Origin of the sequence: Caldivirga sp. UBA161, assembly GCF_002506515.1 — an archaeon.
GTDB lineage: Archaea > Thermoproteota > Thermoprotei > Thermoproteales > Thermocladiaceae > Caldivirga.
The window spans coordinates 1-24844 of the sequence record NZ_DAXS01000076.1; the positions used below are offsets into that span (position 1 = coordinate 1).

31 protein-coding genes and 1 pseudogene are annotated in these 24844 nt (G+C 44.1%); 16 read left to right on the forward strand and 16 right to left on the reverse strand.

Annotation, left to right across the window (positions count from 1 at the left end; all coding sequences use genetic code 11):
- Window positions 1–213 precede the first annotated feature (213 nt).
- Window positions 214–1668, forward strand: coding sequence for an alpha-L-fucosidase (locus BP896_RS08705; RefSeq protein ID WP_291767597.1), 1455 nt, complete (start codon window positions 214–216; stop codon window positions 1666–1668).
- A gap of 119 nt (window positions 1669–1787) precedes the next feature.
- Here the strand turns inward: BP896_RS08705 and BP896_RS08710 are convergent, their stop codons facing one another.
- The gene (locus BP896_RS08710) at window positions 1788–2033 is read right to left on the reverse strand and encodes a hypothetical protein (protein WP_291767646.1); all 246 of its coding nucleotides are present in this window, start codon (window positions 2031–2033) and stop codon (window positions 1788–1790) included.
- Between the two features lie 67 nt (window positions 2034–2100).
- On the opposite strand from BP896_RS08710, the gene udp reads away from it, so the two are divergent.
- On the forward strand, window positions 2101–2928 hold the full coding sequence (udp, locus tag BP896_RS08715; RefSeq protein ID WP_291767600.1) for a uridine phosphorylase: 828 nt from the start codon (window positions 2101–2103) through the stop codon (window positions 2926–2928).
- A gap of 22 nt (window positions 2929–2950) precedes the next feature.
- Here udp and sixA read toward each other — a convergent pair whose 3' ends face one another.
- The 6 genes from sixA to BP896_RS08745 all read right to left on the reverse strand — a co-directional run bounded on the left by sixA (window position 2951) and on the right by BP896_RS08745 (window position 7940).
- The gene (sixA, locus tag BP896_RS08720; RefSeq protein WP_291767602.1) at window positions 2951–3415 is read right to left on the reverse strand and encodes a phosphohistidine phosphatase SixA; all 465 of its coding nucleotides are present in this window, start codon (window positions 3413–3415) and stop codon (window positions 2951–2953) included.
- A gap of 45 nt (window positions 3416–3460) precedes the next feature.
- On the reverse strand, window positions 3461–4657 hold the full coding sequence (locus tag BP896_RS08725; protein WP_291767604.1) for an RsmB/NOP family class I SAM-dependent RNA methyltransferase: 1197 nt from the start codon (window positions 4655–4657) through the stop codon (window positions 3461–3463).
- 5 nt (window positions 4658–4662) lie between these two features.
- Window positions 4663–5022, reverse strand: a complete 360-nt coding sequence (locus tag BP896_RS08730; RefSeq protein WP_291767648.1) for a hypothetical protein — start codon at window positions 5020–5022, stop codon at window positions 4663–4665.
- Window positions 5009–6121, reverse strand: coding sequence for an S-methyl-5-thioribose-1-phosphate isomerase (locus BP896_RS08735; RefSeq protein ID WP_291767606.1), 1113 nt, complete (start codon window positions 6119–6121; stop codon window positions 5009–5011). Before BP896_RS08735 ends, BP896_RS08730 begins: the two co-directional genes overlap by 14 nt.
- A gap of 61 nt (window positions 6122–6182) precedes the next feature.
- Window positions 6183–7013 (reverse strand): inositol monophosphatase family protein, encoded by an 831-nt coding sequence (locus BP896_RS08740; RefSeq protein WP_291767608.1) that lies wholly within the window; start codon window positions 7011–7013, stop codon window positions 6183–6185.
- A 63-nt stretch (window positions 7014–7076) separates the two neighbouring features.
- The gene (locus BP896_RS08745; RefSeq protein WP_291767609.1) at window positions 7077–7940 is read right to left on the reverse strand and encodes a PfkB family carbohydrate kinase; all 864 of its coding nucleotides are present in this window, start codon (window positions 7938–7940) and stop codon (window positions 7077–7079) included.
- Between the two features lie 82 nt (window positions 7941–8022).
- Here BP896_RS08745 and BP896_RS08750 point away from each other — a divergent pair, with 82 nt between their 5' ends.
- Both BP896_RS08750 and surE read left to right on the forward strand, forming a co-directional pair.
- The gene (locus BP896_RS08750; protein ID WP_291767611.1) at window positions 8023–8358 is read left to right on the forward strand and encodes a transcription factor S; all 336 of its coding nucleotides are present in this window, start codon (window positions 8023–8025) and stop codon (window positions 8356–8358) included.
- Window positions 8359–8370: 12 nt separating this feature from the next.
- Entirely contained in the window at window positions 8371–9189 is an 819-nt protein-coding gene (gene surE / locus BP896_RS08755; protein ID WP_291767613.1) for a 5'/3'-nucleotidase SurE, read from the forward strand.
- A gap of 56 nt (window positions 9190–9245) precedes the next feature.
- On the opposite strand, the gene BP896_RS08760 is transcribed toward surE, so the two are convergent.
- Window positions 9246–9701, reverse strand: a complete 456-nt coding sequence (locus tag BP896_RS08760; RefSeq protein ID WP_291767615.1) for a hypothetical protein — start codon at window positions 9699–9701, stop codon at window positions 9246–9248.
- A gap of 103 nt (window positions 9702–9804) precedes the next feature.
- Here BP896_RS08760 and BP896_RS08765 point away from each other — a divergent pair, with 103 nt between their 5' ends.
- From BP896_RS08765 to BP896_RS08785, 5 genes are read left to right on the forward strand one after another with little or no spacing between them, the layout of a single operon-like run.
- Window positions 9805–10227, forward strand: coding sequence for a hypothetical protein (locus tag BP896_RS08765; RefSeq protein ID WP_291767617.1), 423 nt, complete (start codon window positions 9805–9807; stop codon window positions 10225–10227).
- Between the two features lie 56 nt (window positions 10228–10283).
- Window positions 10284–11018 (forward strand): hypothetical protein, encoded by a 735-nt coding sequence (locus tag BP896_RS08770; RefSeq protein ID WP_291767619.1) that lies wholly within the window; start codon window positions 10284–10286, stop codon window positions 11016–11018.
- 30 nt (window positions 11019–11048) lie between these two features.
- Window positions 11049–13286 carry a TIM-barrel domain-containing protein gene (locus BP896_RS08775; protein ID WP_291767621.1) on the forward strand — a complete coding sequence of 746 codons (2238 nt, stop codon included), beginning with the start codon at window positions 11049–11051 and terminating at the stop codon, window positions 13284–13286.
- A gap of 50 nt (window positions 13287–13336) precedes the next feature.
- Window positions 13337–13852: a hypothetical protein gene (locus tag BP896_RS08780; RefSeq protein WP_291767622.1), complete on the forward strand. Its 516-nt coding sequence runs from the start codon at window positions 13337–13339 to the stop codon at window positions 13850–13852.
- An 8-nt stretch (window positions 13853–13860) separates the two neighbouring features.
- Window positions 13861–14562, forward strand: a complete 702-nt coding sequence (locus BP896_RS08785) for a restriction endonuclease (protein WP_291767623.1) — start codon at window positions 13861–13863, stop codon at window positions 14560–14562.
- A 1-nt stretch (window position 14563) separates the two neighbouring features.
- On the opposite strand, the gene bgaS is transcribed toward BP896_RS08785, so the two are convergent.
- Window positions 14564–16033, reverse strand: a complete 1470-nt coding sequence (bgaS, locus tag BP896_RS08790) for a beta-galactosidase BgaS (RefSeq protein WP_291767625.1) — start codon at window positions 16031–16033, stop codon at window positions 14564–14566.
- Between the two features lie 76 nt (window positions 16034–16109).
- Window positions 16110–16916, reverse strand: coding sequence for a GH12 family glycosyl hydrolase domain-containing protein (locus BP896_RS08795; RefSeq protein WP_291767627.1), 807 nt, complete (start codon window positions 16914–16916; stop codon window positions 16110–16112).
- A gap of 709 nt (window positions 16917–17625) precedes the next feature.
- Here BP896_RS08795 and BP896_RS08800 point away from each other — a divergent pair.
- Window positions 17626–18027: pseudogene (locus BP896_RS08800) on the forward strand (peroxiredoxin).
- A 6-nt stretch (window positions 18028–18033) separates the two neighbouring features.
- Here the strand turns inward: BP896_RS08800 and BP896_RS08805 are convergent.
- Window positions 18034–18666 (reverse strand): class I SAM-dependent methyltransferase, encoded by a 633-nt coding sequence (locus BP896_RS08805; protein WP_291767628.1) that lies wholly within the window; start codon window positions 18664–18666, stop codon window positions 18034–18036.
- Window positions 18667–18766: 100 nt separating this feature from the next.
- Here BP896_RS08805 and BP896_RS08810 point away from each other — a divergent pair, with 100 nt between their 5' ends.
- Window positions 18767–19096 carry a hypothetical protein gene (locus BP896_RS08810; RefSeq protein WP_291767630.1) on the forward strand — a complete coding sequence of 110 codons (330 nt, stop codon included), beginning with the start codon at window positions 18767–18769 and terminating at the stop codon, window positions 19094–19096.
- A 1-nt stretch (window position 19097) separates the two neighbouring features.
- Here the strand turns inward: BP896_RS08810 and BP896_RS08815 are convergent, their stop codons facing one another.
- Complete coding sequence (locus tag BP896_RS08815) at window positions 19098–19553, reverse strand: PadR family transcriptional regulator (RefSeq protein ID WP_291767632.1); 456 nt, start codon at window positions 19551–19553, stop codon at window positions 19098–19100.
- 104 nt (window positions 19554–19657) lie between these two features.
- Entirely contained in the window at window positions 19658–20890 is a 1233-nt protein-coding gene (hmgA, locus tag BP896_RS08820) for a hydroxymethylglutaryl-CoA reductase (NADPH) (RefSeq protein ID WP_291767634.1), read from the reverse strand.
- A gap of 182 nt (window positions 20891–21072) precedes the next feature.
- Between hmgA and BP896_RS08825 the strand changes: the two genes are divergently transcribed.
- The 3 genes from BP896_RS08825 to BP896_RS08835 all read left to right on the forward strand — a co-directional run bounded on the left by BP896_RS08825 (window position 21073) and on the right by BP896_RS08835 (window position 22443).
- A complete protein-coding gene (locus BP896_RS08825) occupies window positions 21073–21201 on the forward strand; it encodes a hypothetical protein (RefSeq protein WP_291767635.1) in 129 nt (42 codons plus the stop codon).
- A gap of 10 nt (window positions 21202–21211) precedes the next feature.
- Window positions 21212–21421 carry a hypothetical protein gene (locus BP896_RS08830; RefSeq protein ID WP_291767637.1) on the forward strand — a complete coding sequence of 70 codons (210 nt, stop codon included), beginning with the start codon at window positions 21212–21214 and terminating at the stop codon, window positions 21419–21421.
- Between the two features lie 329 nt (window positions 21422–21750).
- Window positions 21751–22443, forward strand: a complete 693-nt coding sequence (locus tag BP896_RS08835; RefSeq protein WP_291767639.1) for a DapH/DapD/GlmU-related protein — start codon at window positions 21751–21753, stop codon at window positions 22441–22443.
- On the opposite strand, the gene BP896_RS08840 is transcribed toward BP896_RS08835, so the two are convergent.
- A complete protein-coding gene (locus BP896_RS08840; protein ID WP_291767640.1) occupies window positions 22432–22965 on the reverse strand; it encodes a hypothetical protein in 534 nt (177 codons plus the stop codon). The two genes, BP896_RS08835 and BP896_RS08840, sit on opposite strands and share 12 nt — an antisense overlap.
- Before the next feature lie 87 nt (window positions 22966–23052).
- Between BP896_RS08840 and BP896_RS08845 the strand changes: the two genes are divergently transcribed.
- Window positions 23053–23805, forward strand: a complete 753-nt coding sequence (locus BP896_RS08845) for an MBL fold metallo-hydrolase (RefSeq protein ID WP_291767643.1) — start codon at window positions 23053–23055, stop codon at window positions 23803–23805.
- An 11-nt stretch (window positions 23806–23816) separates the two neighbouring features.
- On the opposite strand, the gene BP896_RS08850 is transcribed toward BP896_RS08845, so the two are convergent.
- Window positions 23817–24167, reverse strand: a complete 351-nt coding sequence (locus BP896_RS08850) for a hypothetical protein (protein WP_291767644.1) — start codon at window positions 24165–24167, stop codon at window positions 23817–23819.
- Window positions 24160–24489 carry a hypothetical protein gene (locus BP896_RS08855; RefSeq protein ID WP_291767645.1) on the reverse strand — a complete coding sequence of 110 codons (330 nt, stop codon included), beginning with the start codon at window positions 24487–24489 and terminating at the stop codon, window positions 24160–24162. The genes BP896_RS08850 and BP896_RS08855 overlap by 8 nt, the downstream gene beginning before the upstream one ends.
- Before the next feature lie 208 nt (window positions 24490–24697).
- On the opposite strand from BP896_RS08855, the gene BP896_RS08860 reads away from it, so the two are divergent.
- The coding region (locus tag BP896_RS08860; RefSeq protein ID WP_349681947.1) for an archaellin/type IV pilin N-terminal domain-containing protein at window positions 24698–24844 on the forward strand (147 nt) is incomplete at its 3' end.

The window sequence follows — 24844 nt, forward strand, 5'->3', positions numbered from 1 at the left end:
TTGAACCCACGCAGGCCTACGCCAACGGATCTTGAGTCCGCCCCCTTTGACCAGGCTCGGGCACCCCCGCCTAATGTAATTTAGGGGTTAAGCCCCTTTAAATTTTTCGTAAAAACTAAAGTTAGTATGTTACTTTACCACATGGGCTGGGTATTGTATAATTTGGGTATAAGGGATTCAATACTTTTAAACTCATGTATCTCTTTAATATTTATGGTTAATTTCCCTGTTAGCCTGCCTCCTGGCCCCTTTGAGGCTGATTGGGAGTCTCTTAGGGGTTTTAGGATTCCTGGTTGGTTTAAGTTTGGTAAGTTTGGGATTTTCATTCATTGGGGTGTTTACTCTGTTCCAGCCTTTGGTAATGAGTGGTATCCTAGGAACATGTATATTCCTGGTGCGCGTGAGTATGAGTATCATATTAAGCATTATGGGCCTCAGGATAAATTCGGCTATAAGGACTTTATACCAATGTTCACTGCCGATAAGTGGGATCCAAATGAGTGGTGTAGCTTATTTAAGAGGGCTGGGGCGAGTTACGTTGTACCAGTGGCTGAGCATCATGATGGGTTCTCAATGTGGGATAGCTCAATTAATAGGTGGAATGCTAAGAGGATGGGGCCTCGTAGGGATATTATAGGTGAGTTGGCTAAGGCATGTAGGGATATGGGCTTAGTATTCGGTGTATCCTACCATAGGGCTGAGCACTACTGGTTCTTTGAGGGTGGTAGGAGGATTAAGTCTGATGTAAATGAGCCAGAGTATCAGGATCTTTATGGGCCTGCAGCACCAATTAAGGAGCATCATGAGGTGGGTGAGCTTTGGCCGCAGCCCATTGAGCCTCCAAGTGAGGCCTTCCTAAATGATTGGCTGCTTAGGGCTATTGAGCTTGTTGATAAGTATAGGCCGCAGTTATTCTACTTCGACTGGTGGATTGAGTACCCATCCTTCGAACCATACTTAAGATTCTTCACTGCATACTACTATAATAGGGCTTACCAATGGGGCCTTGAGGCTGCGGTTAATTATAAGCATAATTCAATGCCGCATTGGGCTGGTGTGCTTGATGTTGAGAGGGGTAAGTTGGCTGGGATTAGGCAAACCCCATGGCAGACTGATACATCAGTATGCTTGAATACTTGGGGCTACACTAATGAATGCCAATACAGGACTACTGAATCAGTAATTAGGGATCTTGTGGATATTGTTAGTAAGAATGGTAACCTACTACTTAATGTCGCACCTAGGAGTGATGGCACAATACCTGAGGAGCAGGTTAGGATGCTTAGGAGTGTTGGGGATTGGTTAAGCATTAATGGTGAGGCCATTTACGGTACTGAACCATGGTTAACGTATGGTGAGGGGCCGACTAGGGAGCCTGCCGGTGAGTTTAAGGAGGCGGAGTGGCTTAAGGTTAAGTACACTGGAGGCGACTTCAGATTCACTAGGAGGGGTAATGCATTATACGCTGTTGCCTTGGAATGGCCTGGGGAGGAGGCTGTAATACAGTCGTTAAGCTTAAATTTGAGGTTAATTGATGGCGTTAAGGATGTTGAATTACTGGGTTACGGTAAAGTGGAATTCAGTAGGGAGGGTAGGGGGCTTGTGATTAAGATTCCGAGTAATGCACCGAGGCAAGTAATGCCAGTATTCAAGATAATAACTGAGTAGTGATGCTTAACTAACGGCTCCCCTTAAGCCTTAGGGGGTTTGGCTTTTGTTAATTCATTTAATTAACCTAACCTTCACCTGAATACACCACTTAATGCCTACCACTAGTTTAAAAGTCATTACTCCCCACCATCATTCTCCATAACCCCTAGGTAGTCATAAACCCACCCCTTCCTAGCGTACTCCTCGTAAATCCTCCAAATCCTCTTAGCACTCACTAATCCAGTGTAGTAACCCCTCTCCTCAAGTATCCTCTTAACCTCATTAATGAAGTCAATTGGTTTAACGTAAGGCTTCTCATACATTACCCTAAGTATTGCTTGGGCAATATCCTTATTATGAGGGTAAGGCTTCTTACTCTTCATAGTAACCAAGCCTTAATAACGCTTAACTTATTAATAAACCTTAATTAACCTAAGGGCATTAATACCCATGGCTACCAGGCCCACTGTTAACGGTAGGGTTTACCACCTAATGCTTAAACCCAATGATACCGCACCATATGCATTACTCCCAGGTGATCCAAGTAGGGTTGATTTAATAGCCTCAATGTGGGATGAGGTTAAGCTTAAGGTTGAGAACAGGGAGTATAGGACCTACGTAGGCACATATAGGGGTTTACCAGTAATGGCGACCTCAACAGGGATAGGTGGGCCCTCTGCCTCAATAGCTGTTGAGGAGCTGGCCTCACTGGGTGTTGGTACACTAATTAGGGTTGGTACCACTGGCTCACTGTGGGCCAGCGTTAAGGTTGGTGACTTAATAATAACCAGGGGTGCTGTGAGGCTGGATGGTGCAAGCGGCAACTACGCACCACTAGGTTACCCAGCAGTTCCCCATCCTGATGTGTTAAACGCATTAATTACCGCTGCAGAGGGCTTGGGTGTTAGGTATCATGTTGGGTTAACTGCAACCACGGATAGCTTCTATGTTGGTCAAGGTAGGCCAGGGCTTGGTGGTTACTTACCCAGTTGGCTTAGGGGCATTATTAGTGAACTTAAGTCCGTTAGGGTAATGAACTTCGACATGGAGACTGCAACAGTGTTAACAATGGCTAATGTCTATGGTTTAAGGGCTGGTTCAGTAATGGCCGTGGTGGCTAATAGGGAGACTGATGAGTTTAATCCTGAGGCTGGGGTTATGGATGCTTGCCGCGTTGCCAATGAGGCCATTAGGGTGATTAGTGAGTGGGATAGGCAGTACCCTAATGTTGAAGTTAAGTCCGCTGCAGTGCTTAAAGGGGTCTATAGGCCGCTTTAATTAAGCCTTGTACTACGAGGGCTTATTGCCTAATTAATTCAGGCGTTATGTACCATTCAATAACCCATTGGCCATTACTTAAACCTAACTTAACTACACCCGAATACTTGAATTTAATTAACTGGGCATTCGGGTTTCCTATAATTAATAGTGAAGCTAACTTAGATAAGTGGGGTAGATGCCCTATAATCATTACCCTACTCCCTAATTCACTTAACTTACTGGCGATTAAGCTTGGGTCATCATTAGGGTTCAAGCCCCCGACGGCGTTCACTGACTTAACGCCAAGGTACCTAGCCATTATTTCAGCCGTCTGAAGTGCCCTCCTCTTACCACTATGGACTATTGAATCCACTGAAGCACCAACCTTAGCCAAGTAGGAGGCTACGGCATTAGTTTCACTAACCCCCTCCGGGGTTAGGCTTCTCTCAGGGTCAATCTTCTCATCAAATGCCTTACCATGTTGAACCAAGTAAAGCGACTCCATGCCCCATTATCCTCTACTCAACTTTATTAAACCTACCTCATCGTGTTAAGGTAACTTAGTTAACTTAGCCATGAAGAAACCCGGCGTATCCTGGATGTGTGGGTGAAACCTCCTTGATGCGCCGTCGAAGGCCCTTTGGCCTGCAGGCACATTAACGTACTCCAGCCTGAAGCCTAATTCCACAGCCCACTTAACATTATCCTCATTCTCCATTGGCGGTAACGTGCAGGTGGAGTATATTAATGAGCCATTAGGTTTAAGTAAACTATAGGCCACCTTAATGAATTGCCTTTGATAGGCCACTAGGTTGATTAAATCAGCCATGGTTAACCTATAGTATAGTTTAGGCCTAACCCCAGCATCACTGCAGGGTGGGTCAATGAGGACCTTATCAGCCTTACCAATGAACTCAGGGTGATTTAAGTGAAGGAATCTACTATCCTCAATATAGGTCATTAACCTAACCCCCAGCCTAGCCGCATTACCCTCAATCTGCCTAACCTTACTCCAACTCCTATCAATAGCTATAATAGTTGCCTTATTACCTGATAATTGAGCTACGTGGGTTGCCTTACCACCTGGTGCTGAGCATAAGTCAATAATAACCTCATTAGGTCCTGGATCAATTAACCTACCAACCCATTGGGCTGGTAGGGACTGCTCATAGAATAAGCCAAACCTCCACTCATCAAGGTCCCTTAACTTAGGTAACCTATACACTGACTCAGTGGTTTCAACAACAATACCCCTGAACCCCCTCCTGAAGCCTGATGCATTAACCTTAGCGACCCCTAAGGCGACAACGTCGCCATTTGGGGAAATTACGTTAACCTCATCACCAGCATGAATGTCATTAGGCATGTAGAGTACCCCTGGGCCATATAGGTTAGCGCCTAGGTAGACGCTCTCTGAGGCGTACTTATCAGCAATAATGTATTTCCTACTAGCCCCAACCCTATTGGGCCCCTCCGTTGGGAACCATATGGCCTCCTCAAGCACCTCATCCCTATAAGCAACCACCCCACGTTCCTTAAGCCTCCTCAATAATTCATCAGTACTCACCTTCAGTGTATTAACCCTAACGTAGTACCTCCTCGGCGGCTTCCTAATGCTTTCAAAGTAGGAGCCCAATTCACCATCATCCATGTACTGAAGTAAATGCCTATAAACCTCCTGATCCAACTCAATACCCTTAGCTACCTCAATAATCTTAACGCCTCCCTCAGTATTTTGCTTAGGCATGGTTACTATGGCCCACTTAACTTAGCCCTATTCTTAAATCTCTCCAGTGACTTAAGGATTGACCTGATAGCGTCATCGGGGTTAACCTTGGATATCCTCCATAAGTCCATTTGATCATCAACAACATACATTATTGACTTAGCCCTAGATACCTTATCCTTGAACTCAATCTTAATGACCCTCTCCTTAGATAGTTTACTAAGCATTTTAGCCGCCTTAAGAATGTTCCTATGCTTCTCATCAAGGCCTGCTAACCTCACTAATGTAGCTGTCTTAATAGTAACCCTCCTACCCCTTGAACTACTGATTAGCCTAACAAGGGCCTTAGCCAGCTTCTCCTCAATATTCACGCTATCCGTAGCCACCACCCCCGTTTATAACCCTATTCACGTTCTTATCGAAGGGTGGGTATATTACACCCTTCTCAGTTATTATCGCCGTAACGTACCTAGGGGGTGTTACGTCGAAGACCGGGTTATACACCTTAACGTCACTTAGAGTTATTGGAACCCCCCTAATTAACCTAACCTCATTGGGATCCCTCTCCTCAATCTTAACATCATTTACTCCACTAGTTAAGTCAAAGGTTGAGGATGGTGCCAGGGCGTAGAAGGGTATTCCTAACTCGTGGGCTATTACAGCCTCCTTAAACGTACCCACCTTATTAAACACGTGCCCGTCCTTTAAAATCCTATCTGCCCCAACCATGATGTGGTTAACCATGCCCCTATACATCACTAACCCAACCGCAGTATCCGTGATTAATGTCGTGTCAATACCCTCCATCATTAATTCATAAACCGTTAACCTAGCGCCCTGTAGCCACGGCCTAGTTTCAGGCACGAACATTGAGACCTCCATACCCATTAACTTAGCTAACTTAACAGGAGCCAACGCCGTCCCTAGACCAGTGCCTGTTGCTAAGCCACCTGCATTACACTGCGTCATGACCGCGTCACCGTTGTTAAGCTTCTCCATGCCGTAGATGCCTATGGCTATCTCAGCATCATACTCCTCATTAAAGACCGCATCAGCCTCAGCCTTAAGTGTATCCAATAATTCCCTAACACTCCTAACGTTACCATTATCTACACTTAACTTAGCCTTATTGAGCATCCTGCCTGTGGCCCAAGTTAAGTTAACGGCGGTTGGCCTTGCAGCATCCATAATCCTCTTGGCATCTTCAAGAGCCTTTAAGGCATCATTAAGATCATTTACCTTGCTCATGCTGCTTAGTAAACCAAGCAGCATACCGTATGCCGCCGTTATGCCTATTGCCGGTGCACCCCTAACCCTCATTGACCTTATTGCCTCAGCCACCTCAAGTGGTGTGTGGAGTTCAATGTAGCTTGTCTCAAAGGGTATCTTGGATTGATCCAGGATAATTAACCTATTATCCCTCCACTCAATGGGTTTAACCTTAGGCTTATAAATCCTCTTAACCTCATCAACACTAATCCTCATTAATAATCACTAATCAGACACCTTTGAATTCAACCTAGTTTTAAAATTTACTCACAAATTGTTAACGCTGGAGGAATTGCTTAAGTAGGTCTGCGACCTCCCTACTCCTAGTCACAAGTAGGCTAACCCTTGGTTGCTCATTAATTGGAATATCATCGATACTGTAGCCGTCCATTGCTATTATCATTGAGTTAAGCTCCTTAGCCATAACGTAGGCTGCGGCTATATCATATAACCTAAGCCTATTCCTAACGTCAAGGAAGAAGAGCAGCTTCCCTAGGGCAGCCATGGTTATTTCCAGGCTGGCGGCGCCGAGGCTCCTTATTTTAAAGCCATTAAGCCTCCTATATAATTCAGCTAGACCATTTAACACCCTTTGCTCAACTGTTGGTTCAATGTATATTGAGGCCACTGGCTTATCTAATACACTTGAATCAAAGGAGGCTGGTTCACCATTTATGAAAGCACCCCTACCCCTTTCAGCATAGTAGGTTACGCCAGTGCTAACGTGGTGAATAACCCCAGCCTCAACGTCTGATAGGGTTAGGTTGCTCTTAAACTTAGCCGCTGCTATTGATATTGAGTAGAATGGTACGTCTAGGACGAAGTTGAGTGAACCATCAATTGGGTCAACTATGAATAAGTAATCGGGTTCACCATCATTAACCTTAACAACACCCCTCTCCTCAGTAATAATCAGCGCCCTCAATCCCTCAGCCTTAATTCTATCAATTATAGCACCCTCAGCAACCCAATCAATACCCCTAGTTACATCCCCCTTCCCAGACTTCATAATCCTCCTATAGGATGAATCCTTGGATTTCTCAATTATCATGGGGGATACGTTCTTCACAATATCCATTAACAATGATTGGATATTCACGCCACCCACATTTATCGCGGTGGACTCAACTCCACGTTTTAATGCTTTTCCGCGAAGAATTATGCTTAATTACTATGCCTCACTATACCTAACCAACCTACTAAGCTCACCGGTCACTTGGTCAAGTAGCCACGGGTCTATTCTACCGAATGGCCCATTCACAGTAACCCTAACTGTTGCCAGGGCGACAGCCTTAATGAAAGCGTCAAGTGGGTTAAGGCCCATCTTTAAGTAGCCTGTTAATGAGCATATTAAGACGTCACCTGCACCCGTTGGGTCAACTACATTAACCTTAACGTTACCGTCAAACCAGTAAACCTTACCGTTAGTGTACATTTTAGCTAAGTTACCACCCATTGAAACTACGAGCACCTTATCCTTAACGTGCTTAACCTCATGGTTAACCTCATCAGCGCTAACCTTAACAACATCAGAGTGGGTTAGGGCTAGTTCAATAATGTTCCTGGAATTATCATTAATGACTAAACCATCACTAAGGAACCTCCTTGTAAAACCCTGAAGATCTATTGAAACTAACCTAGCCCTCTCCCTAATAGCCTCAACAAGCCCCCACGACACTTCACCAGCCACTGGATTAATTACCACAGCATCATCATTCACGGTAATGTCACTGAGTTTAATATCCCTGCACCTGCTCAGTAACCATAGTTTCCTACTCATGGATTCATCATACCTTATCCTAAACCTAGTAGTCCTACATGATTCCTCAACCTTAACCCCGGTTAAATCAATACCCAGCTCCTCATAGGGCCTTAGCGCTGGCTTAAAGTCAACCCCAATTACTGATATTGGTTTAACAATAAACCCAGCCTGCTTCAAGTATGTGGAGCAGAAGGTCGGTGGCCCACCTGGGCTTATCCTACTAACCCCTGGGAACTCCAATTCATCAATAGTCATGTGGCCTATAACTAACACTCAACCGCCGCACGTGAATGCATTTAAGTATTTAATTTTGAGAAAGGTTTATTAAAAAGTACCCGGCCAAGTGTTAATTTACATGGCCATAAAATTCTGCCCTAAATGCGGATCAATAATGAAACCATACAGGAGCGGTAATAAGGTCACTTGGAAGTGCCCTAAATGCGGCTATGTTGAGGACTCCTCTACAGCAGCCCCATTGGTTGAGAGGACTATTATTGAGCATAAGCCTGATGAGAAGCCGGTTATCTTAACTAAGGCTAATGATAATTTACCTAAGGTTAAGGTAACTTGCCCAAGGTGCGGTAATAATGAGGCGTACTTCTGGGTTCAGCAGACTAGGGCTGCTGATGAACCACCGACAAGGTTCTATAGGTGCACTAGGTGTGGTTACACTTGGCGTGAGTATGAGTAATGGTGAGTTTAATTGAGGATACTGGTAACTAATGATGATGGATTAACCTCAATGGGTATAGTAACCCTAGCCAATGAACTCGCTAAGGAGCATGAAGTGCATGTGGTGGCGCCTGAAACTCAATTAAGCAGCATAGGCGCCGCCAGGACGTATAATAGACCCATAAGGATGTGGAAGTGGAGTGGTGGCCTTTACAGTGATTCAGTGAGCGTCTATGCTACAGATGGTACACCTTCTGATGCAGTATTCATGGGGATTAACATGTTTAAGCCGGAAATAGTGGTTAGTGGTGTTAATTTAGGTGAGAACATTGGCCTTGAGTCATTATTCATAAGTGGTACAATAGGGGCTGTGATACAATCATCATTAATGGGTACCCCAGGCATAGCTGCCTCAATAGAGGTGCCACCGCACAGTAAGTTCATAATACCGCAGATTAGCGCTGATTACTTCAGTGGTATTGTTAAGGTGGTTAAAGGCATTATTAATTATATTAAGGTTGAGGGGTGGGTTAAGGGAATTGATGCCCTCTCATTGAACATGCCATCGCCAAGTAGGTGGAATGGTGGATACGCAGTGGTTTCACATATGGCTAAGCGATTATTCAAGGAGTCTATTATTGAGTCAAGCGACCCAAGGGGTAATAAAATATACTGGAGGTGGGGTGAGGAGCTGGTGCAGCTTAATGCAGGCACTGATGCATACGTATTCTACAGGGAGGGTAAGTTAACCGTAACGCCAATAATCCTAGGTGATTCAGGAAGTGAACGCAATGATGCTGTTAAGAGTGTTGAGGAATTAATCAGTAAGGTTATGGGGTTTATGGCGTAAATGCACCCATGAATCCTTTAGTATAATACCAATTAACCACCCACCATATTAGCGGACTAACTATACTTGCTTGAAGCCCCCGAACCTTGAACCTGCTCATTACTAGTCTTCACCGTGGTTAGGAAAACCATGCCGTTAAACTCCATTTCCCTAACCACACCCCTATTGATTAATTCAGCATAAACCCGGGGCCACTCATTCCCAGCCATCTTCCTCAGTAACTCCTCAAAGGCTGGCTTAGGCATGGGTTCCTTTAACTCACTTATAATGCGTTCAGCAACCTCATTCACGTTAATTGAATCCTCATTAACGGTGGCTTGCTTAACCTTAACGTAAACCTCCCCTGAGGCTAAGTCGACGTAAGTGTCTATTAGGCCGCGCCTACTTAATTCAAGTAGGTCATTAAACGTTAGGTTGAATGGAACCCTATACCTAATGCTCCTTAAGTTAACCCACTTCCCATCACTCAAGGCCCTTAATGACTCAACCAGATCACCGAGCCTACTACTCATAAACTTGAATCCACCCTGAACCCTATTTAACTTAACAGCCAGTATAGGGCTCAGTATTAATGCTTGGGGTATAACATTTATTAATTTCAGCCGGTACACCATTATGATGGCTGAGGAGATTACTGTTGAGGAGCTTATTAATAGGATTATGGATGGTAATAACCTGGAGGTTGTGGATTATAAGGGGGATTATGTCATTGTTGATTCCGTTAAAGGCATTGTTAAGGGTGAGGTGGGGGACTTAGGGGAGCTTAAGAAGAGGAGGCCTAGGGGAGGACCCACTAAGAGGCAGGTTGAGTTAATGGCAGCTATAGCTAGGGCTTTAGCTAAGTCGAGGGTTAAATTTAAGGTTGTCTTCGGGCCCAGGGAAGCTACAGTTAGGTTTAATGAGGATAAGTATGTTAGGATCACTGAGAATGACTCAAGGGTAGTGGGCTTTAATTCAAGTAGTGAGGAGCCGTTAAGCATAATCTACGGTGAGTTAAGCGGCTACGGCAGGGTACTCTTCCTTAAGCCCCTTAAGTGACGTTACTATTGAAAATAATTAATTAGTATTAAAACCCTTGAACACTATGATTAAACGTGATACCTAAGTTCATACTAACCCATAGGCATTACTGCGCCATAGTGAAGTCAAGGAGTGGCGACTTAGCCTTAACCATTGATAGAGGTGGGAGGTTAATTGTTAGTTTAAGCAGGCCCTGTATTGGTGACTACATTAAACTTCAACCCTACCTCCGCATTAGCCCAAGCAGTGAAGTAATTAAGCCATTTATGGTTTACGACTATGAGTATGTACCAATCTACGTAATATACAGGGATGTAGTAGCCTTAAACCAATTAACAATATCAGGTGGTAAAGTGAGCCTACAGTCTGAGGATGCTGATGAGACTGTGTTAAGGGGCCTTGTTGTTAATAATGAGGACTACGTTAGGTACATGATAGACGTGTTGATAAGTAAGTACCTTGAATCCCCCATACCCATCCTGGCGATGTCAGCTAAGTTAAGTAATAATCCCGATAAGGTTGAGGAGCAGGTAAGGGCTTTAACCGATGGGGATTATCATGTGGCTGGGGTTAAGATTTACCATAAGCCAGGCTTCATGGTCAGTATAAGGAGGATATCCCCCTACAGGGTTAACGTAGCCTTAATGTGCAGCATAGACCTAGTCGATGACTTTAAGGGGCTAACTAAAGCGCTCCTCCTCACCTCAACCATAGTTCATGACTTAAGGTTAGGCAGGGTGGGTGAACTACCAATGGGGATGGATGTCTTCTACCCAATAGCCAGGAGAAGCCTAAATAATGCAGCATAATACTTTAAATCCGAGTTAAGGAGTAGGCACATGGGTTTAACCTACAGTAGGATAAGGGGTGGTGTATCCTTAATTATTAATGAACATAAACTTGAGGTAACTTTCCCTGACGTTAAGATTGCAAGGGTCCTCTACACGCCAGTGAGTGGAGGTAGGGGTAAGTCTCTTGTGGTTACCGTTGGCTCATACGTGGAGCCAAGCGTGGAGGAGGTTAATGGGGCTTTAAGGTTAAGTACAGGGGAGTTAATCATTGAGGTTAACCCAGATTACTCAATATCATTCATTAACGGTAAAGGTGAGTTACTGGCTAGGGAAATTAAGAGGGAGGTTGGTGATAATGGGCTTGGCGGCCTCTGGAGTAACCAAGTCATTATTGCCAAGGGTAAGGGATTCTATGGGCTTGGCCAGCATCAAGGCTTATTCAATTACAGGAATCATGAAGTTTACCTACTTCAAAGGAATCCAACTGAGACTGCATTACCAATACTGGTGTCTAACGTGGGCTACGGCTTAATGTGGGATCACTATAGCCTATCTAAGGTGAGCGTGAGCGAATTAACGAGCGATGAATCCAGGGTTGAGTATTGGTCTGAGGACGTGGACGCAGTGGACTACTACTTCATACTGGGGCCCAGTATGGATGATGTTGTTTCAGGGTACAGGAGGCTAACTGGTAAGGCACCCATGCTCCCTAAGTGGGCCTTTGGGTATTGGCAATCCAGGGAGAGGTATAGGACTCAGGAGGAGTTGATTAGTATTGTTAAGGAGTTTAGGAGTAGGGGGATTCCCATTGATGTTATAGTCCAGGATTGGCTCTATTGGGGTAAATATGGCTGGAACGCCATGAGGTTTGATGAAGCCAATTACCCTAACCCAGCTGAAATGGCTAAGGAGGTTCATGAATTAGGCGCCAGGATTGTAATATCAATTTGGCCAAAATTCGGCCGAAAAACGGATGCCTACAGGATGTTTAAGGATAAGGGTTACTTAATACCTGGTTCACTGAACTATGACCCATTCAATGATGATGCAAGGAGGGAGTATTGGAGGCTAATAGAGGAGAACTTCGCTAAGGTGGGTATAGATGGATGGTGGTTAGATGCATCAGAGCCTGAATTAGATAAGCCAAGGGACTCAACATCAGATACGGGTACATGGACCTTCTACACTGGGTTACATGACTCAAATACAGCAATGGGTAGGGGGTCAAGATTCATGAATGCTTACCCACTAATGCACACTAAGGCTGTCTATGAGGGGCAGAGGGGGAGTATGAATAGGCGCGTGGTGATATTAACTAGGTCAGCCTTCCTGGGGCAGCAGAGGCACTCAGCTATAACTTGGTCTGGTGACGTGCATCATGACTGGGGTGTTTTAGCAGGCCAAATACCTGCAGGCCTAAACTTCAGTATATCCGGCATACCCTACTGGACCACTGATACAGGCGGCTTCTTTAGTGGTGATCCATCGACGCCAGCCTATGCTGAAGTCTTCACCAGGTGGCTGCAGTGGAGTACATTCTGCCCAATAATGAGGGTTCACGGAACCTGGTACGCTAAGGAGCCTTGGATGTTCACGGAACCAGTGTACAGTATTATTAAGCAGTACATTGAATTCAGGTATAGGTTACTCCCCTACATATACTCAGTGGCCTGGATGGTCACCAGTAGGGATTACACAATGATGAGGCCCCTGGTAATGGATTTCCAAAGTGATGAGGAGGTACTTAACGTGGGTGATCAATACATGTTTGGCCCATTCATAATGGTGAGCCCAGTGGCTGCACCAGTTAGGAGGCGTAGGGTTTACTTACCTGGGAAGGTGCAGTGGTTCGACTTCTGGACTGGTAAAGCATACACTGGTGGCTCATACATTAATGCTGAGGCACCACTAGATAGGATACCCCTCCACGTTAAGGCAGGCTCAATACTACCCTTAGGCCCCATTAAGGCTAACTCCAGTGAACCTGAGAATCCTATTGAACTCAGGGTTTATGATGGTGGTGACTCTGAGTTTACGCTTTACTTTGATGATGGGGAATCATATAATTATGAGAATGGGGAGTACTGCCTAATCCCATTAAGGTGGCTTAGCGGTGAGGGGAGATTAATCATAGGGGATGCATCAGGCGGCTACTGTGGGAGAATTAATTCACTGCAGTTTAACGTGGTACTGGTTTCAGAGGGCCATGGTATTGGCGCATCACCATCAAAGCCTGACTACTCAATCAACTATAGTGGGCGTGCCGTTGAAGTTAAGGTTAAGTGATACTGTTAATTAGCTGAAAACATTTAATATACTGAAGCATTACTCCACCTGTGGCAACTGAGTACACTTCAGACTACCTGTATGAGTTAATTAATAAGCTGGATGAGGAGATTAGTGAATTGAAGAATACTGTTGGTTCATTGGCTAGCACGGTGAAGGAATTAGATAAGAGGTATGGTGAATTAGCCCAGAGGATTGATGCAATTGCAAACACGTTAAGTGGAGGCCGGGGCCAGTCTGATATGAGTAGTGTACTAAGGGAGATAGCATACATTGAGACAACCCTACTTAACTACAGGGATCAATTAGGTAAGGTTAGGGACCAGCTTAATGATATGCTTAACCAGTTGAATAAGACGATGGGGGAGTTAAGTGATGCTAGGTCAATGATATTTGATGTCGTGAATAATTTAAGGAACCTACTCTCCAATTACCAGAGTAGGCTTGAGGAATTATCAATAACCATAACTGAGTTATCAATAATGCTCAGCAGTAGGTTAAATGACATTGAGGGGGAGATTAAGGCCATGAGGGAAACGGTACTATTAAGTAAAGGTAAGCAGTAGGAGTAATCATGCGTACTGGGAGGGAGTCTAGGCTTAGGGTTATTGAGTCAGTATTCATGTTAACCTCGGAGGGTAATAGGGTCTTTTCCCTCCACTCACTGGGGGTGGTGGCTCACGGCGAGTATACTGAGGCACTTGAGCAATTAATTGAGGAGGGTGTGGTGAGTAGAATCAATGATAAGTACCTTAAGGTAACTGTACCTAGGCTTCAATTACTCATAATGATGGGCAGCGAGTCAGTGATTAGCCATGTTAATGACTTATCCTGGAGTGAATTCGAGGAATTCATCTCATTCATAATGAGGCAGGAGGGTTACGAAACCCTGAGGGGGGTTAGGTTAACGATGGGTGATGTGAGGGGTGAATTCGATGTAATAGGGTATAGGGGCAATGTGGTTATTATTGTTGAGGCTAAGCATTGGTTAAGCATAAGTGGTAGTGAATTGAAGGCCATTGTTGATAAGCATGTTAGTAAGGTTAAGGCGCTTGCTGATAATTGGGGTAAGTTCATTAGGAAGGTTAAGTTAAATATCGTTGACGCCTCAATATACCCATTAATAGTAACCCTTAAGGCACCCCAACTGCAGTCATACGGTAATGTACCAATAATTGCCTCACACCAATTACCAAGCTTCCTCGAAAATATGGAGTACTTGAGGGATAATTTCCTTCGCTTTAAGGCTAGGCAAGCTACATTAGGTACTGGTTAATTCACTTCCTTAATGGTTTAATAGGTGGTATAGTGTTAAGGTGCATTACCTCCTCTGGTATGGCCTTAGACCTAGCAATCTCCCTATAGACGTAGGCGGATGGCCTCCAGTACTGCTTCTTAGTTGAGTAATCAACGTGAAGTAAACCAAACCTCATGCTGAATCCTGAGGCCCACTCATAGTTATCGGCTAAAGACCAGTGTAAGTAACCCTTAACATTAGCCCCATCTTGAATAGCCCTATACACTTGGTAAACGTGGCTAACCAAGTAATATGGCCTCTGGTAGTCGGCTGCATCAGCAATACCATTCTCAGTAACGTATATTGGTAGGTGATAACGGCCCCAATACTTCATTATTACATCATAGAGACCCTCTGGGTAGAATTCCCAACCAACATCACTGCATGGCCTACCATCAGGGCTAATTGAATTCCTCTCGCAGCTATATCCATACCCAGGTATACCCACGTAGGATTTCTCACCAATAAGCTTAACCACAGTCCTTGAGTAGTAGTTTACCCCAATCCAGTCAAGCCTACCCTTCAAGTCATCCCTAGTAACCCCCATTAATTCACCCTTAACTATTGCATCAAAGAATACCCACCTTGAATCATACTCAGCCAGCTCAACAGCCTTAGTATCCTTATCGGTTAATGGGGTGAAGGATGAGTTAGCGTATATTATGCCAACGGGCTTCTTGGAAATAGACTTAACAGCATCATAAGCCCTAGCATGAGCCTGTATTAAATTAACCATAGCCCTCCTGGATAATTCAAGGTTAAGGTAACTCGGTGGGAAACCTGACTTAACCCACATGAAGCCGTTACTGTGGACTACGTTGGGTTCATTCATTGTTGAATACTCGTCAGCAAGGTCATCAAACTTCCATGCAATGTAAGCTGCGAACCTGGCGAAGTTAATGACAGTCCTCACGTCAAGCCAACCAGTGGGTCCACTTAAATCACCCCTCCTAACCCTAATTGGGTCATGAACCCAAAGGGGTAGTGGCCAGTGGTAGAGGTTAAGTATAAAGTATATTCCCCTAGCCTTAAGGTCACTGAACATTTCCCTATAATGCCTCACAGCATCCTGGTTAGCAGCTTCATCAAGCTTCCTGAGGTCATTCTCATCAACATGCACAGCCAAGACATCATTACCCTTAACCTCCACGCTACCTTGAGGTGGGTCAGGCATTGGCTTGGGGAATATTCGAGACCATTCAACCCCAATCCTAGCTATGTCAAGCCCCATTTTAACCGCATTATCGTGAAACATCTTGTAAAGCCCCCAGTACCCTGGCCCATGTTCAGGTAAGTCACCACTAACTAGGCCTGATGCAATGTTCTCAGGGTCATGAACCCACACGTACCAGTCAGTATTAGGATCCTCACTGCCTGGAGTACCCATTTCAGACTGGAACCCTGCCTGGGACCAGCCAAACCTGAAGGATTTTGGAAACGAGACACTCATTAATTTTCACTGGCTTAAGCACTTTTAAGTATTAAGGCTAGGTGCTTGTGAAACTATTGCCAAGTTAAGGTTACCCCTATACTTTAATAGTATACTCATACATTACCCATTCAAGTTGAACTGAGCCACCATTCTTAATAGGCCCATACTCAGTCCCAACCTCAAGGCCATTTAAGTAATGGTTAGCAATGTTCATTGACTTCCCATTAACTATACTTAACGCCCTCTCAATAAACACCCTTAATGGTAATGAAACCGAGGCCGCCTTAAGTGGGTTAGTTAATCTGAGGGTTAGTATGCTCCATTGTCCAGTGTCGCCAAACCAAACCTCCCACTCAGCGTCATTAGTAACACCGTTAATTGTTAATGGGGCTTTAAGAGTACCTTCAAGCGACCCAGCTGGCCTTAAGTTAGAGTAGTAGAGCCATACCATGAATTCTAAGTCACCCCTAAACACTCCTACTTGATCACTGCCTTTAGTTAGCCATAGGTCGAAGGAGAAGTTCATCCTTAATGAATTATGGCTAATTACCTCATACCTTAAGTTAATCCAAGCATTCGGTATATTGCTAATGGAGATAGGTAATGGTAACCCTTGACTAATCCTTGTCTTAATTCGTCCAAAGGGCTTATAGCCATGTATGGCCTCAGGGTAACCTAACACACCTAGGTTAGGGTTCCTCATTTCGGCCCTAGTTAAATCAACCACTGTGCGTAATCCCCCATTAACGCTCATCTTAACTGTACCACTGGTTCCACTACAGTTAGCGTTCCAGTAATTACCCTGTAAACCTAGGAAACCAGCGTAAGCCGTGTAGTCTTTACCACACTCATAGACCCAAGACCCCGTTGAACCAACTGGGATTAAATTAACCTCACTCATGAACCTGATTACTGGGTGCTATTTATTAAGTTACACCATTTAGAATAATGATAAAGTAGCCAAGGGTATTAAACAGGTTACTACTGCAGGGGTTTAACTATAGCAAAATTATATTTAAGCCTTAAGGTTGCTTAATGATAAAATATTTAACCGAGGGTTTATAGTAAAATTGAGTTACCTGTAGAAGCTGGCTTAAAAGCATTATATTACCGATGAGGCTGCTGCAGAAATTAAGTACTGAATTCACCGGGATTAAGAGAATTTAAACTGGCCAATATTAATTGCTAATGTGGAGGGCACCGGTTTAATGGGTATTGGGATTCAGGGCGCTAGAACTCATGTATTAGTAATTTAATGATTACTCATTGGGCTCAACAACAATAGGGGAACTTGGCCTTGAGGCTGATCCAATGAATAAACTCCTCAAGCCTACTGAACTTCCGTTAACGTAAATTAACATATGATGTACTACATGTGAAAATTTAGGAACCCCCAAGGATCCTTCACGCTAGTGGGATATTAGGTGCATCATGGTGCTTACCCATGCCTCTGATGATTTTAGTTAAGTGAATCTAGTATTTTTAGAATTAAAGATTACTTATATTTATATTAATTTCTAAAATAACACATTATCCATGCCGATGCTTAATGCTGGAGGCCCAGCGCCTGCCTTTACGTTACCATCCCATGATGGGGATCTGTGGACCTTATGGAATTGAGAGGTAGATGGGTAATATTATACTTCTTCCCCAAGGCCTCCACTTCAGGTTGCATTATGGAAACCAAGGTATTTGCCGGCTAATGGAATCGCTTTAAGGAGATTAACGTGGTTGTACTGTGCATTAGTAGGGATGATACTGCTATCTTGGCTAGGTTTATTAAAGAGTGTGGAGTTGAGTTTAAACTATTGAGTGATAGAGATGGTAAGGTTATTAGGGAGTATGGGGTAATGAGCCTAATGGGTTTAGCTGATAGGGTAACTTTCATAATTGATCCAGAGGGGAAGATAGCTAAGGTAATAAGAGGGTTCTCAGTGAGGCTTGGTAAACACCCCTTGGAGGCATTGAAGGCTATTAAGCAGCTTGCCGGTAATCCACGATCTTTACATTAATGATCCTCACTTAACAGCATTAATGCATACGAAGCCGTACCTTCCTGCATTAATTTGGTCAACATTACTGGGTGCCTCATAGTACTCACCCACACCCCTACTGAACGTTGCCACATATCCAGTAACCTTTACACCAAGGCCAGTGAGCGCCTCAGTAATCCACTTAACCGTTAGAAACCTAGCCCTAGAGTAGTACGGGTGCCCCCTTGAACCAAGCTCACTGTACAATGCCCCCCATGGGCTCTCGAGGGGAACTATGCAGGCCACTAACCTACCATTACTCTTAAGCACCCTGACGCTCTCCTTAAGTATGCCTTCAGGGTTCATTGCGAAGCATAATGTGACCACTATTAGTACGTAGTCCATTGATGAATCCCTAATCGGCATCAATTCCCCAACCCCTGATATAACGGCCCAGGACCTACCCTTAGCCAGCTTAATCATTGCTAATGATGGTTCAAGTGCAATGGCGTTAACTAGCCTAGTGAAGAAGCCGCTTCCAGCCCCAACATCTAGGCCTATGCCACTTAAGCCAAGGGACTTAATAGTATCCTCCTCAGACTTAGCCAGTAATGGGTGCTTAATGTACCATGAGTCATATTCATCAGCCCTACTGTTAAATATATCAATCGTGTACATGCTTAGTTAACCCAGTATGTAACCTTTTATGCATTTCCTTAATTTAACTAATGCGAAAGGCTTATAAATCCGATATCGGTAGTGTTATCGGTGACTAAAAATGCTGGGTCGCGTAATAGCAGTAGGTGAATGGGCAATACTACAGGAGTTAAACAAGGGCAGGAGGAAGGTAAGTGAATTAAGGCAAATCGCACCACTATATGGCTCAGCACTGGACCTCGCAATAAGTGACCTAATGGCATTTGGGCTAGTTAGGAGGATTACTGAGGGTGGTGAGGAGTACTTAGAGTTAACGGAGCTAGGTAAGAGCATAGTAACAGCGCCCTGGCCATGGTGGCCATGGGGTTGGAGGGGCCCAGGGCCCGGACCATGGGGTTTTGGCCCTTGGGGTGGTAGGAGGCGCGGTGCGCCACCTTACTGGCCTTGGTGAATTAGCCGACAACCTTGATTAAATCATTTAAAATCTTCTTTATTCTTTCCTTATCCTCCTGGGGTATCTTATCCCAGTTATCAATTATATACCTTGCAGCCGATACGAATTCATCGATATTAAATGGTGAAGGCGGGGGAAGCGGGGAGTTAATACCCCCTATTAATCCAATGGCCCTCTTCCCCTCCTCGGTGAGGGAGTAGTACTTCTTAACGCCATCAATCCTAGATATTTTAATTAAGCCTTCCTCCTCTAGGTCATCCAGGAGTGGGTATATTGATCCCGGTGATGGCCTCCAGAAGCCGAAGCTCCACCTCTCAATCTCATCAATTATCTGGGCACCTGTTAATTCACCCTTGAAGGCAAGAATATACAGTACAATATCCCTTAACGCACCCCTCCTCCTCCAAAACCAGCCTATGAAGTCATGAGGCATTGGACCCCTCCTCCAATCCATTAATCCAGCCTACTGAAGCATACAATTAAATTTTACTACACAGTATTAATAATGAAATACACTAATATTACCAATACTTAAAGCCTAATTAAATTAACGCCACGTTAAGTACGCCCAGCCCTACCAAGCCTTTCATGAGCCTTACCCAACTCCCTCCTATGCTGAGCAATGAGTAAATTAAGTTCACCAGCAAGCACTGCTGCAGCAATTATTTCAGCAAGCTTCAGGGCATTGGAGCCAGGTGGATCACCACCACCCTGTACGCCAAGCATCTGCAACGCCTCACTCTGAGTTGGTAAACCAGTACCACCACCCACGGTACCTACTTCCAGGCTTGGTAGGGTTACTGAAACGTATAAGTCACCGTCATCATTAACCTCAGCCCAAGTCACACCCATACTTGACTCAACAACCTGAGCCACGTCCTGGCCAGTGGCTATGAATACTGCAGCAATAATATTCGCGAAGTGGGCATTAAAGCCGTAGGAGTGGGCGTAGGCTGAACCCAGTAGATTCTTCCTAACATTAACATTAACAACCTCCTCCGGGGTTATGTTAAAGTGATCCATTAAGTACCTCCTTGATACAGTGGCCTCACTGATAACTGTCTTCCCCCTACCCAGTAGGAAGTTAACGGCGTTAGGCTTCTTATCAACACACATGTTGCCACTAACTGTGATTAACCTGGCCTTAGGGTAATTACCCTCAATCCACTGGGCAACCCTCTCGGAGGCTATGGTAACCATGTTCATGCCCATGGCGTCCCCAGTGCTGAAGACTAACCTAAGCCAAGCATTATTACCGTTTATGAATGGTTGAACCTCCTTAAGCCTCAAATGCCTACTACCGGACTCAGCAACCTCCTTAATCTTACCAATATTAGCGTTAACCCAATTAATGAACTCCACGGCATCAACGGCTGTGGGCAACTTGAATAAGGGTGCCCTAGCCATACCATCCTTAACAACAATACTCTTGGCCCCACCATTTTCAGTAATAACCTTAGCCCCCCTATTCACTGAAGCCACTAAGGCACCCTCAGTTGTGGCTAGGGGCACGTAGTATAGGCCATTGGCGTAAACCCCCCTAACTAATAGTGGACCCGCCACACCTAATGGCACTTGAACAGCACCTATGGTATTCTCAGTATTCCTCCTATAAACTTGATTAAAGTCAATTACCGTTGAACCAACGGCATTAAGCTTAACACCAAGCCTCCTCTCAAGGAATAGCCTCCTAGCCCTAGTGGCTGCGTTAGAATCTTTAAGTAAGTCATCAAGTTCATGCATTTTAACCCTACCCTCCTCAAGCATCTTAACCGCATCCTCAGGCTCCATGGCACCAAGCCTAAACTCACTTATTAAATTTTTAAGGGAAATTAACATTGAATCACATTTAAGAACATTGCTAACCTGCCTTAATGAATGAGAAGCTGTTAAAAATTAGTACAGTGAAGTATTAACCATGGGTACTGATGATTACGTTAATTCCTTGAGATCATTCCCTGGGCAATTACGGCGTGGATTTCACGTTATTGCTTGGATTCAGGATTAATGGTAAGATGGTTAGGGGCTGGGATATCGCCGTTTGGCTTAAGGATATTGATCTTCAGTATGCGTTAGCTATTCCTAAATACCCGAGAGAATGATGTTGACTTAGTGGTTTTAAATAATTATGAGTACTTACCCTGCTCGCTGGTAATTAATATCCTCAGCGGGGGAAGAACCATTTATTGCAAGAATATGGATGAGTACCTGGATTTAACATTAAGGGCGCTAAAACCATGCTTAGGCTTCATCATTGACTCAGAGAAGCTTAACCTACTGGAGACTCAAATAAACGCGGTGATGAAGGAGGCAATAGATTGATTACTTATTAATGCTTAACTACACTTCACTATTGGATTAATTCAAATGCTAGTGATGTATATAAATATTACTCAGCAATATACCTTCTTCAATTCCAGGCTTAAGTATTAATAGATATTGTAATTAAGGCTGCTGCAGCATTAGGCCTAGGTTGAGGGGTATGCGGATGCGGGTAGTAAACTCGTAATGTTGGGTATATTAAGTGATGAGGAATTCTCCAAGTACCGTTCAATGATTAGGTTATGAATATTTATTGTTGAGCTTTGATTCATCCTTAAGATTAATTAACCTTAAGTAATAGTTATAAGCCTTAAGGATTCACCTCATTAATGGGCTTCATATCAAGTAAGGCGAAGGTGAGCGAGGCCTTAATTAGCTTAAACTCAGTGATACTAGGCCCATCAGTGATTGGTAGGGGGAGCTTCATTGATGATGATGTAACCGTGGGCTACCCCATTAGGAGGAAGATTAAGTCCATTAAGCGTATTGATGACCTTGATTCAGTTAGTGATGGTACCAGGATTGGGGAGGGGTGCTTAATTAGGAGGGGTACGGTTATTTATGAGGATGTTGAGGTTGGTAATAGTGTTGAGACTGGGCATAATGTGCTGATTAGGGAGAACACCGTGATTGGGGATGGCACTAGGTTAGGTACTTTAACTGTTATTGATGGCAACGTTAAGATAGGTAGGAACGTGAGTGTTCAGAGTATGGTTTACATACCCATAGGTACGGTGATAGAGGATGACGTCTTCATAGGGCCAAATGCAGTGATAACTAACGACAAGTACCCACCCAGTAAGAGGCTTCAGGGTGTGGTTATTAGGAGGGGGGCTGTTATTGGTGCTAATGCCACGTTAATAGCCGGCGTTGAGGTTGGGGAGGGGGCGGTGGTGGCTGCTGGTTCAATAGTCACTAGGGATGTTAAACCAGGCACTGTTGTTGCTGGTACTCCGGCTAAGCCAATATACAATGTTGAGGAGTATCTTAGGAGGAGGAAGATTTATGAATCAATGGGTTAAGTTACTTAACCTACCTACAAGCTCCTTATGAAACCTCTCATCATCAATAATACTCCTTATAATTGACTTAATCACCTCCATTCTAAACCTCTCCCCACTAGATGATGCCCTTGATGATGCAGACTCATAACTATTCAGCATGAACTCATACATGCTTAACACTATTGCCTCATAATCCTCAAGCTCCATTAACCTATTAGCCAAATCCCTACCAACACCTCCCCTAACCATTGATGCGCGCTCCCTTATCTTACTAAGCCTACTCTCCAATTCCCTATTCATGGCTATGGTATTCTCAATATTAAGCGAACCCTTAAGGTCATTGAGCAGCGACTCCTCAATACTCTTCAATATATCCCTATGCTTAGCTGAATCCCTACTTATTAACTGTAGGCTAATTTTACTTAACTCATCACTAGCTAATTCACTTAATTCACCATATAACCCCGCCAACTCATCCTCAACCTCCTCAAGGCTCCTAAGCATATTAATTAATGCGGCGTTAAAATCCCTAGTAACCACAATTCAACTTAAGCATAGGCTGTTTTTAAAGCATTCAATGATGAAAAGGACCGTAAGGTTAATTAATTTAAAGGCATTAACGCATTAATGAGGGTTACCTTCCTGGGCGTCGGTGGTTGGGTTTCAATGCCCTGGCTAAACCACCCATCAATACTGGTTGAGGCCAAGGGGGCTAGGCTTCTTCTTGATGCTGGGGAGGGGTCGTATAGGCAGTTGAGGAGGTGCACTGGCATTGATGTTGACTCAATAGATGCAGTCATAGTGACTCATGGGCATGGCGACCACATCCTCGGCTTACCCTCATACATACTGATGGCTGGTTCAAGGGGCATTAAGCTAAGCGTAATGGCTCCAAGTTACGTTATTGATGGATTAATGAACCTAATTAAGGCAACTCACATTCAGCAATACGCTACTGCACTTAACCCAATACCAATCAATATATCCAATGAGCCATCCCTGGTAACTGAATTAAAGGGTGTCAGGATCTATGCTGTTAAGGTTAATCATAGTGTGGAGGCTATAGCCATTAAGTTAATTGACCAAGATGGCTCATGCCTAACCTACAGTGGTGATACTGCGCCATCACGTTCATTAATCGAGTTGGCTAAGGGCTGTGATGTATTGATTCATGAGGCTAGTGGGAATCCAGGCTTTGAGGATGAGGCACATAGGCATGGCCATAGTACCGTTAGGGATGCAATTAATATTGCTAAGGAGGCTGGGGTTAAGCAGCTAATACTAACTCACTTCTACACCATTAACCCCATTATAAGTGAGTTAAACGAGGGATTAAGCCTAATGGTACCGTATGAGTGCTCAATGATCGAAATTAAGTAGGAGCCAAGTATTTATTCAATGTTCTTAATCTCCCTTAAAAGCCTCCTAAGGAACTCCCTCCTACGCCTAATCCCACTAAGCTTACCATCCACATTACTCAACGGAACCCCCAGCCCCCTGGCCTCGGCCACAGCCCTTTGAACATTAGCTTCCTCAATACGTAACCACTCGTACATAACCTTAATCCTCCTAACCTCACTGTAAGCATCATAAACCTGCGGCTCAACATTAATACCTAGGTATTCACTAAGCCACTTAACCCTAGCCTCCTCATTATTCCTAATAGCCCTTGAGGCATCAATACCCCCAAGGAACCTCGCGTACCTACTGGTCAGTAGCTTAATTATAGGTGATTCACTCACTCGGCATCAGCCTCTCAATAATCCTCTGCCCAAGGTACCTGTCCTCAACCCTACTTTCAACATTACCCACAGCCTCATCACTCACATTAACAGCCTCAATATCATTAACCTCAACCACCTCATCATTAATAGGCTTAAGCCTACCCACGGTAGTAGCCATGTTTAAATCAATCATTCTAAGTATTGCATAGAGGGAATGCTTATCTATCCTATTATTGTAAGCGTAAATTAAGGCTAACTCAAGAATCCTCCTACTGCCTACATTATCAGTAAGCCCCAAAGCCCTAATACTACTCAACAGTAATTGCCTACCCCTACCCATGCCCGGTAGCACTCATTAGCCGCATTAAAAGCTAACGTGTAGAAACTGTACTCATCATGAATTTAAAGTTTAAGTAAATAAGTGGCTACGTAAGTAGATTAATGATTCATTGGGAATAATTACCATGGATTATCGATATTAACTATAGCTTAAGCTTGCTATAGATTAATCCATAAAGCTTAAAAAGGCATACATTAATGAGTAATACATGGGTAATTCCAGTAAAAGGGCAAGGAAGGGTATTGAACCCATAGTGGCTGCAATACTACTAATAGTGATAACTGTAGTAGCCGCAATACTGCTCTACTTCTGGTTCTCAGGATACCTATCATCAACAACAACAAGAGTATCACAG

Bases quoted from the DNA above. Each gene is read 5' to 3' on its own strand.
- BP896_RS08835 (WP_291767639.1), top strand. From the start codon at position 21,751: ATGGGCTTCATATCAAGTAAGGCGAAGGTGAGCGAGGCCTTAATTAGC.
- bgaS (WP_291767625.1), bottom strand. From the start codon at position 16,033: ATGAGTGTCTCGTTTCCAAAATCCTTCAGGTTTGGCTGGTCCCAGGCA.
- BP896_RS08775 (WP_291767621.1), top strand. From the start codon at position 11,049: ATGGGTTTAACCTACAGTAGGATAAGGGGTGGTGTATCCTTAATTATT.
- udp (WP_291767600.1), top strand. From the start codon at position 2,101: ATGGCTACCAGGCCCACTGTTAACGGTAGGGTTTACCACCTAATGCTT.
- BP896_RS08785 (WP_291767623.1), top strand. From the start codon at position 13,861: ATGCGTACTGGGAGGGAGTCTAGGCTTAGGGTTATTGAGTCAGTATTC.
- BP896_RS08765 (WP_291767617.1), top strand. From the start codon at position 9,805: ATGATGGCTGAGGAGATTACTGTTGAGGAGCTTATTAATAGGATTATG.
- BP896_RS08760 (WP_291767615.1), bottom strand. From the start codon at position 9,701: ATGAGTAGTAGGCTCGGTGATCTGGTTGAGTCATTAAGGGCCTTGAGT.
- BP896_RS08725 (WP_291767604.1), bottom strand. From the start codon at position 4,657: ATGCCTAAGCAAAATACTGAGGGAGGCGTTAAGATTATTGAGGTAGCT.
- BP896_RS08810 (WP_291767630.1), top strand. From the start codon at position 18,767: ATGCTGGGTCGCGTAATAGCAGTAGGTGAATGGGCAATACTACAGGAG.
- BP896_RS08705 (WP_291767597.1), top strand. From the start codon at position 214: ATGGTTAATTTCCCTGTTAGCCTGCCTCCTGGCCCCTTTGAGGCTGAT.
- BP896_RS08815 (WP_291767632.1), bottom strand. From the start codon at position 19,553: ATGGATTGGAGGAGGGGTCCAATGCCTCATGACTTCATAGGCTGGTTT.
- BP896_RS08805 (WP_291767628.1), bottom strand. From the start codon at position 18,666: ATGTACACGATTGATATATTTAACAGTAGGGCTGATGAATATGACTCA.
- BP896_RS08710 (WP_291767646.1), bottom strand. From the start codon at position 2,033: ATGAAGAGTAAGAAGCCTTACCCTCATAATAAGGATATTGCCCAAGCA.
- BP896_RS08795 (WP_291767627.1), bottom strand. From the start codon at position 16,916: ATGAGTGAGGTTAATTTAATCCCAGTTGGTTCAACGGGGTCTTGGGTC.
- hmgA (WP_291767634.1), bottom strand. From the start codon at position 20,890: ATGGAGCCTGAGGATGCGGTTAAGATGCTTGAGGAGGGTAGGGTTAAA.
- BP896_RS08735 (WP_291767606.1), bottom strand. From the start codon at position 6,121: ATGAGGATTAGTGTTGATGAGGTTAAGAGGATTTATAAGCCTAAGGTT.
- sixA (WP_291767602.1), bottom strand. From the start codon at position 3,415: ATGGAGTCGCTTTACTTGGTTCAACATGGTAAGGCATTTGATGAGAAG.
- BP896_RS08855 (WP_291767645.1), bottom strand. From the start codon at position 24,489: ATGGGTAGGGGTAGGCAATTACTGTTGAGTAGTATTAGGGCTTTGGGG.
- BP896_RS08845 (WP_291767643.1), top strand. From the start codon at position 23,053: ATGAGGGTTACCTTCCTGGGCGTCGGTGGTTGGGTTTCAATGCCCTGG.
- BP896_RS08750 (WP_291767611.1), top strand. From the start codon at position 8,023: ATGGCCATAAAATTCTGCCCTAAATGCGGATCAATAATGAAACCATAC.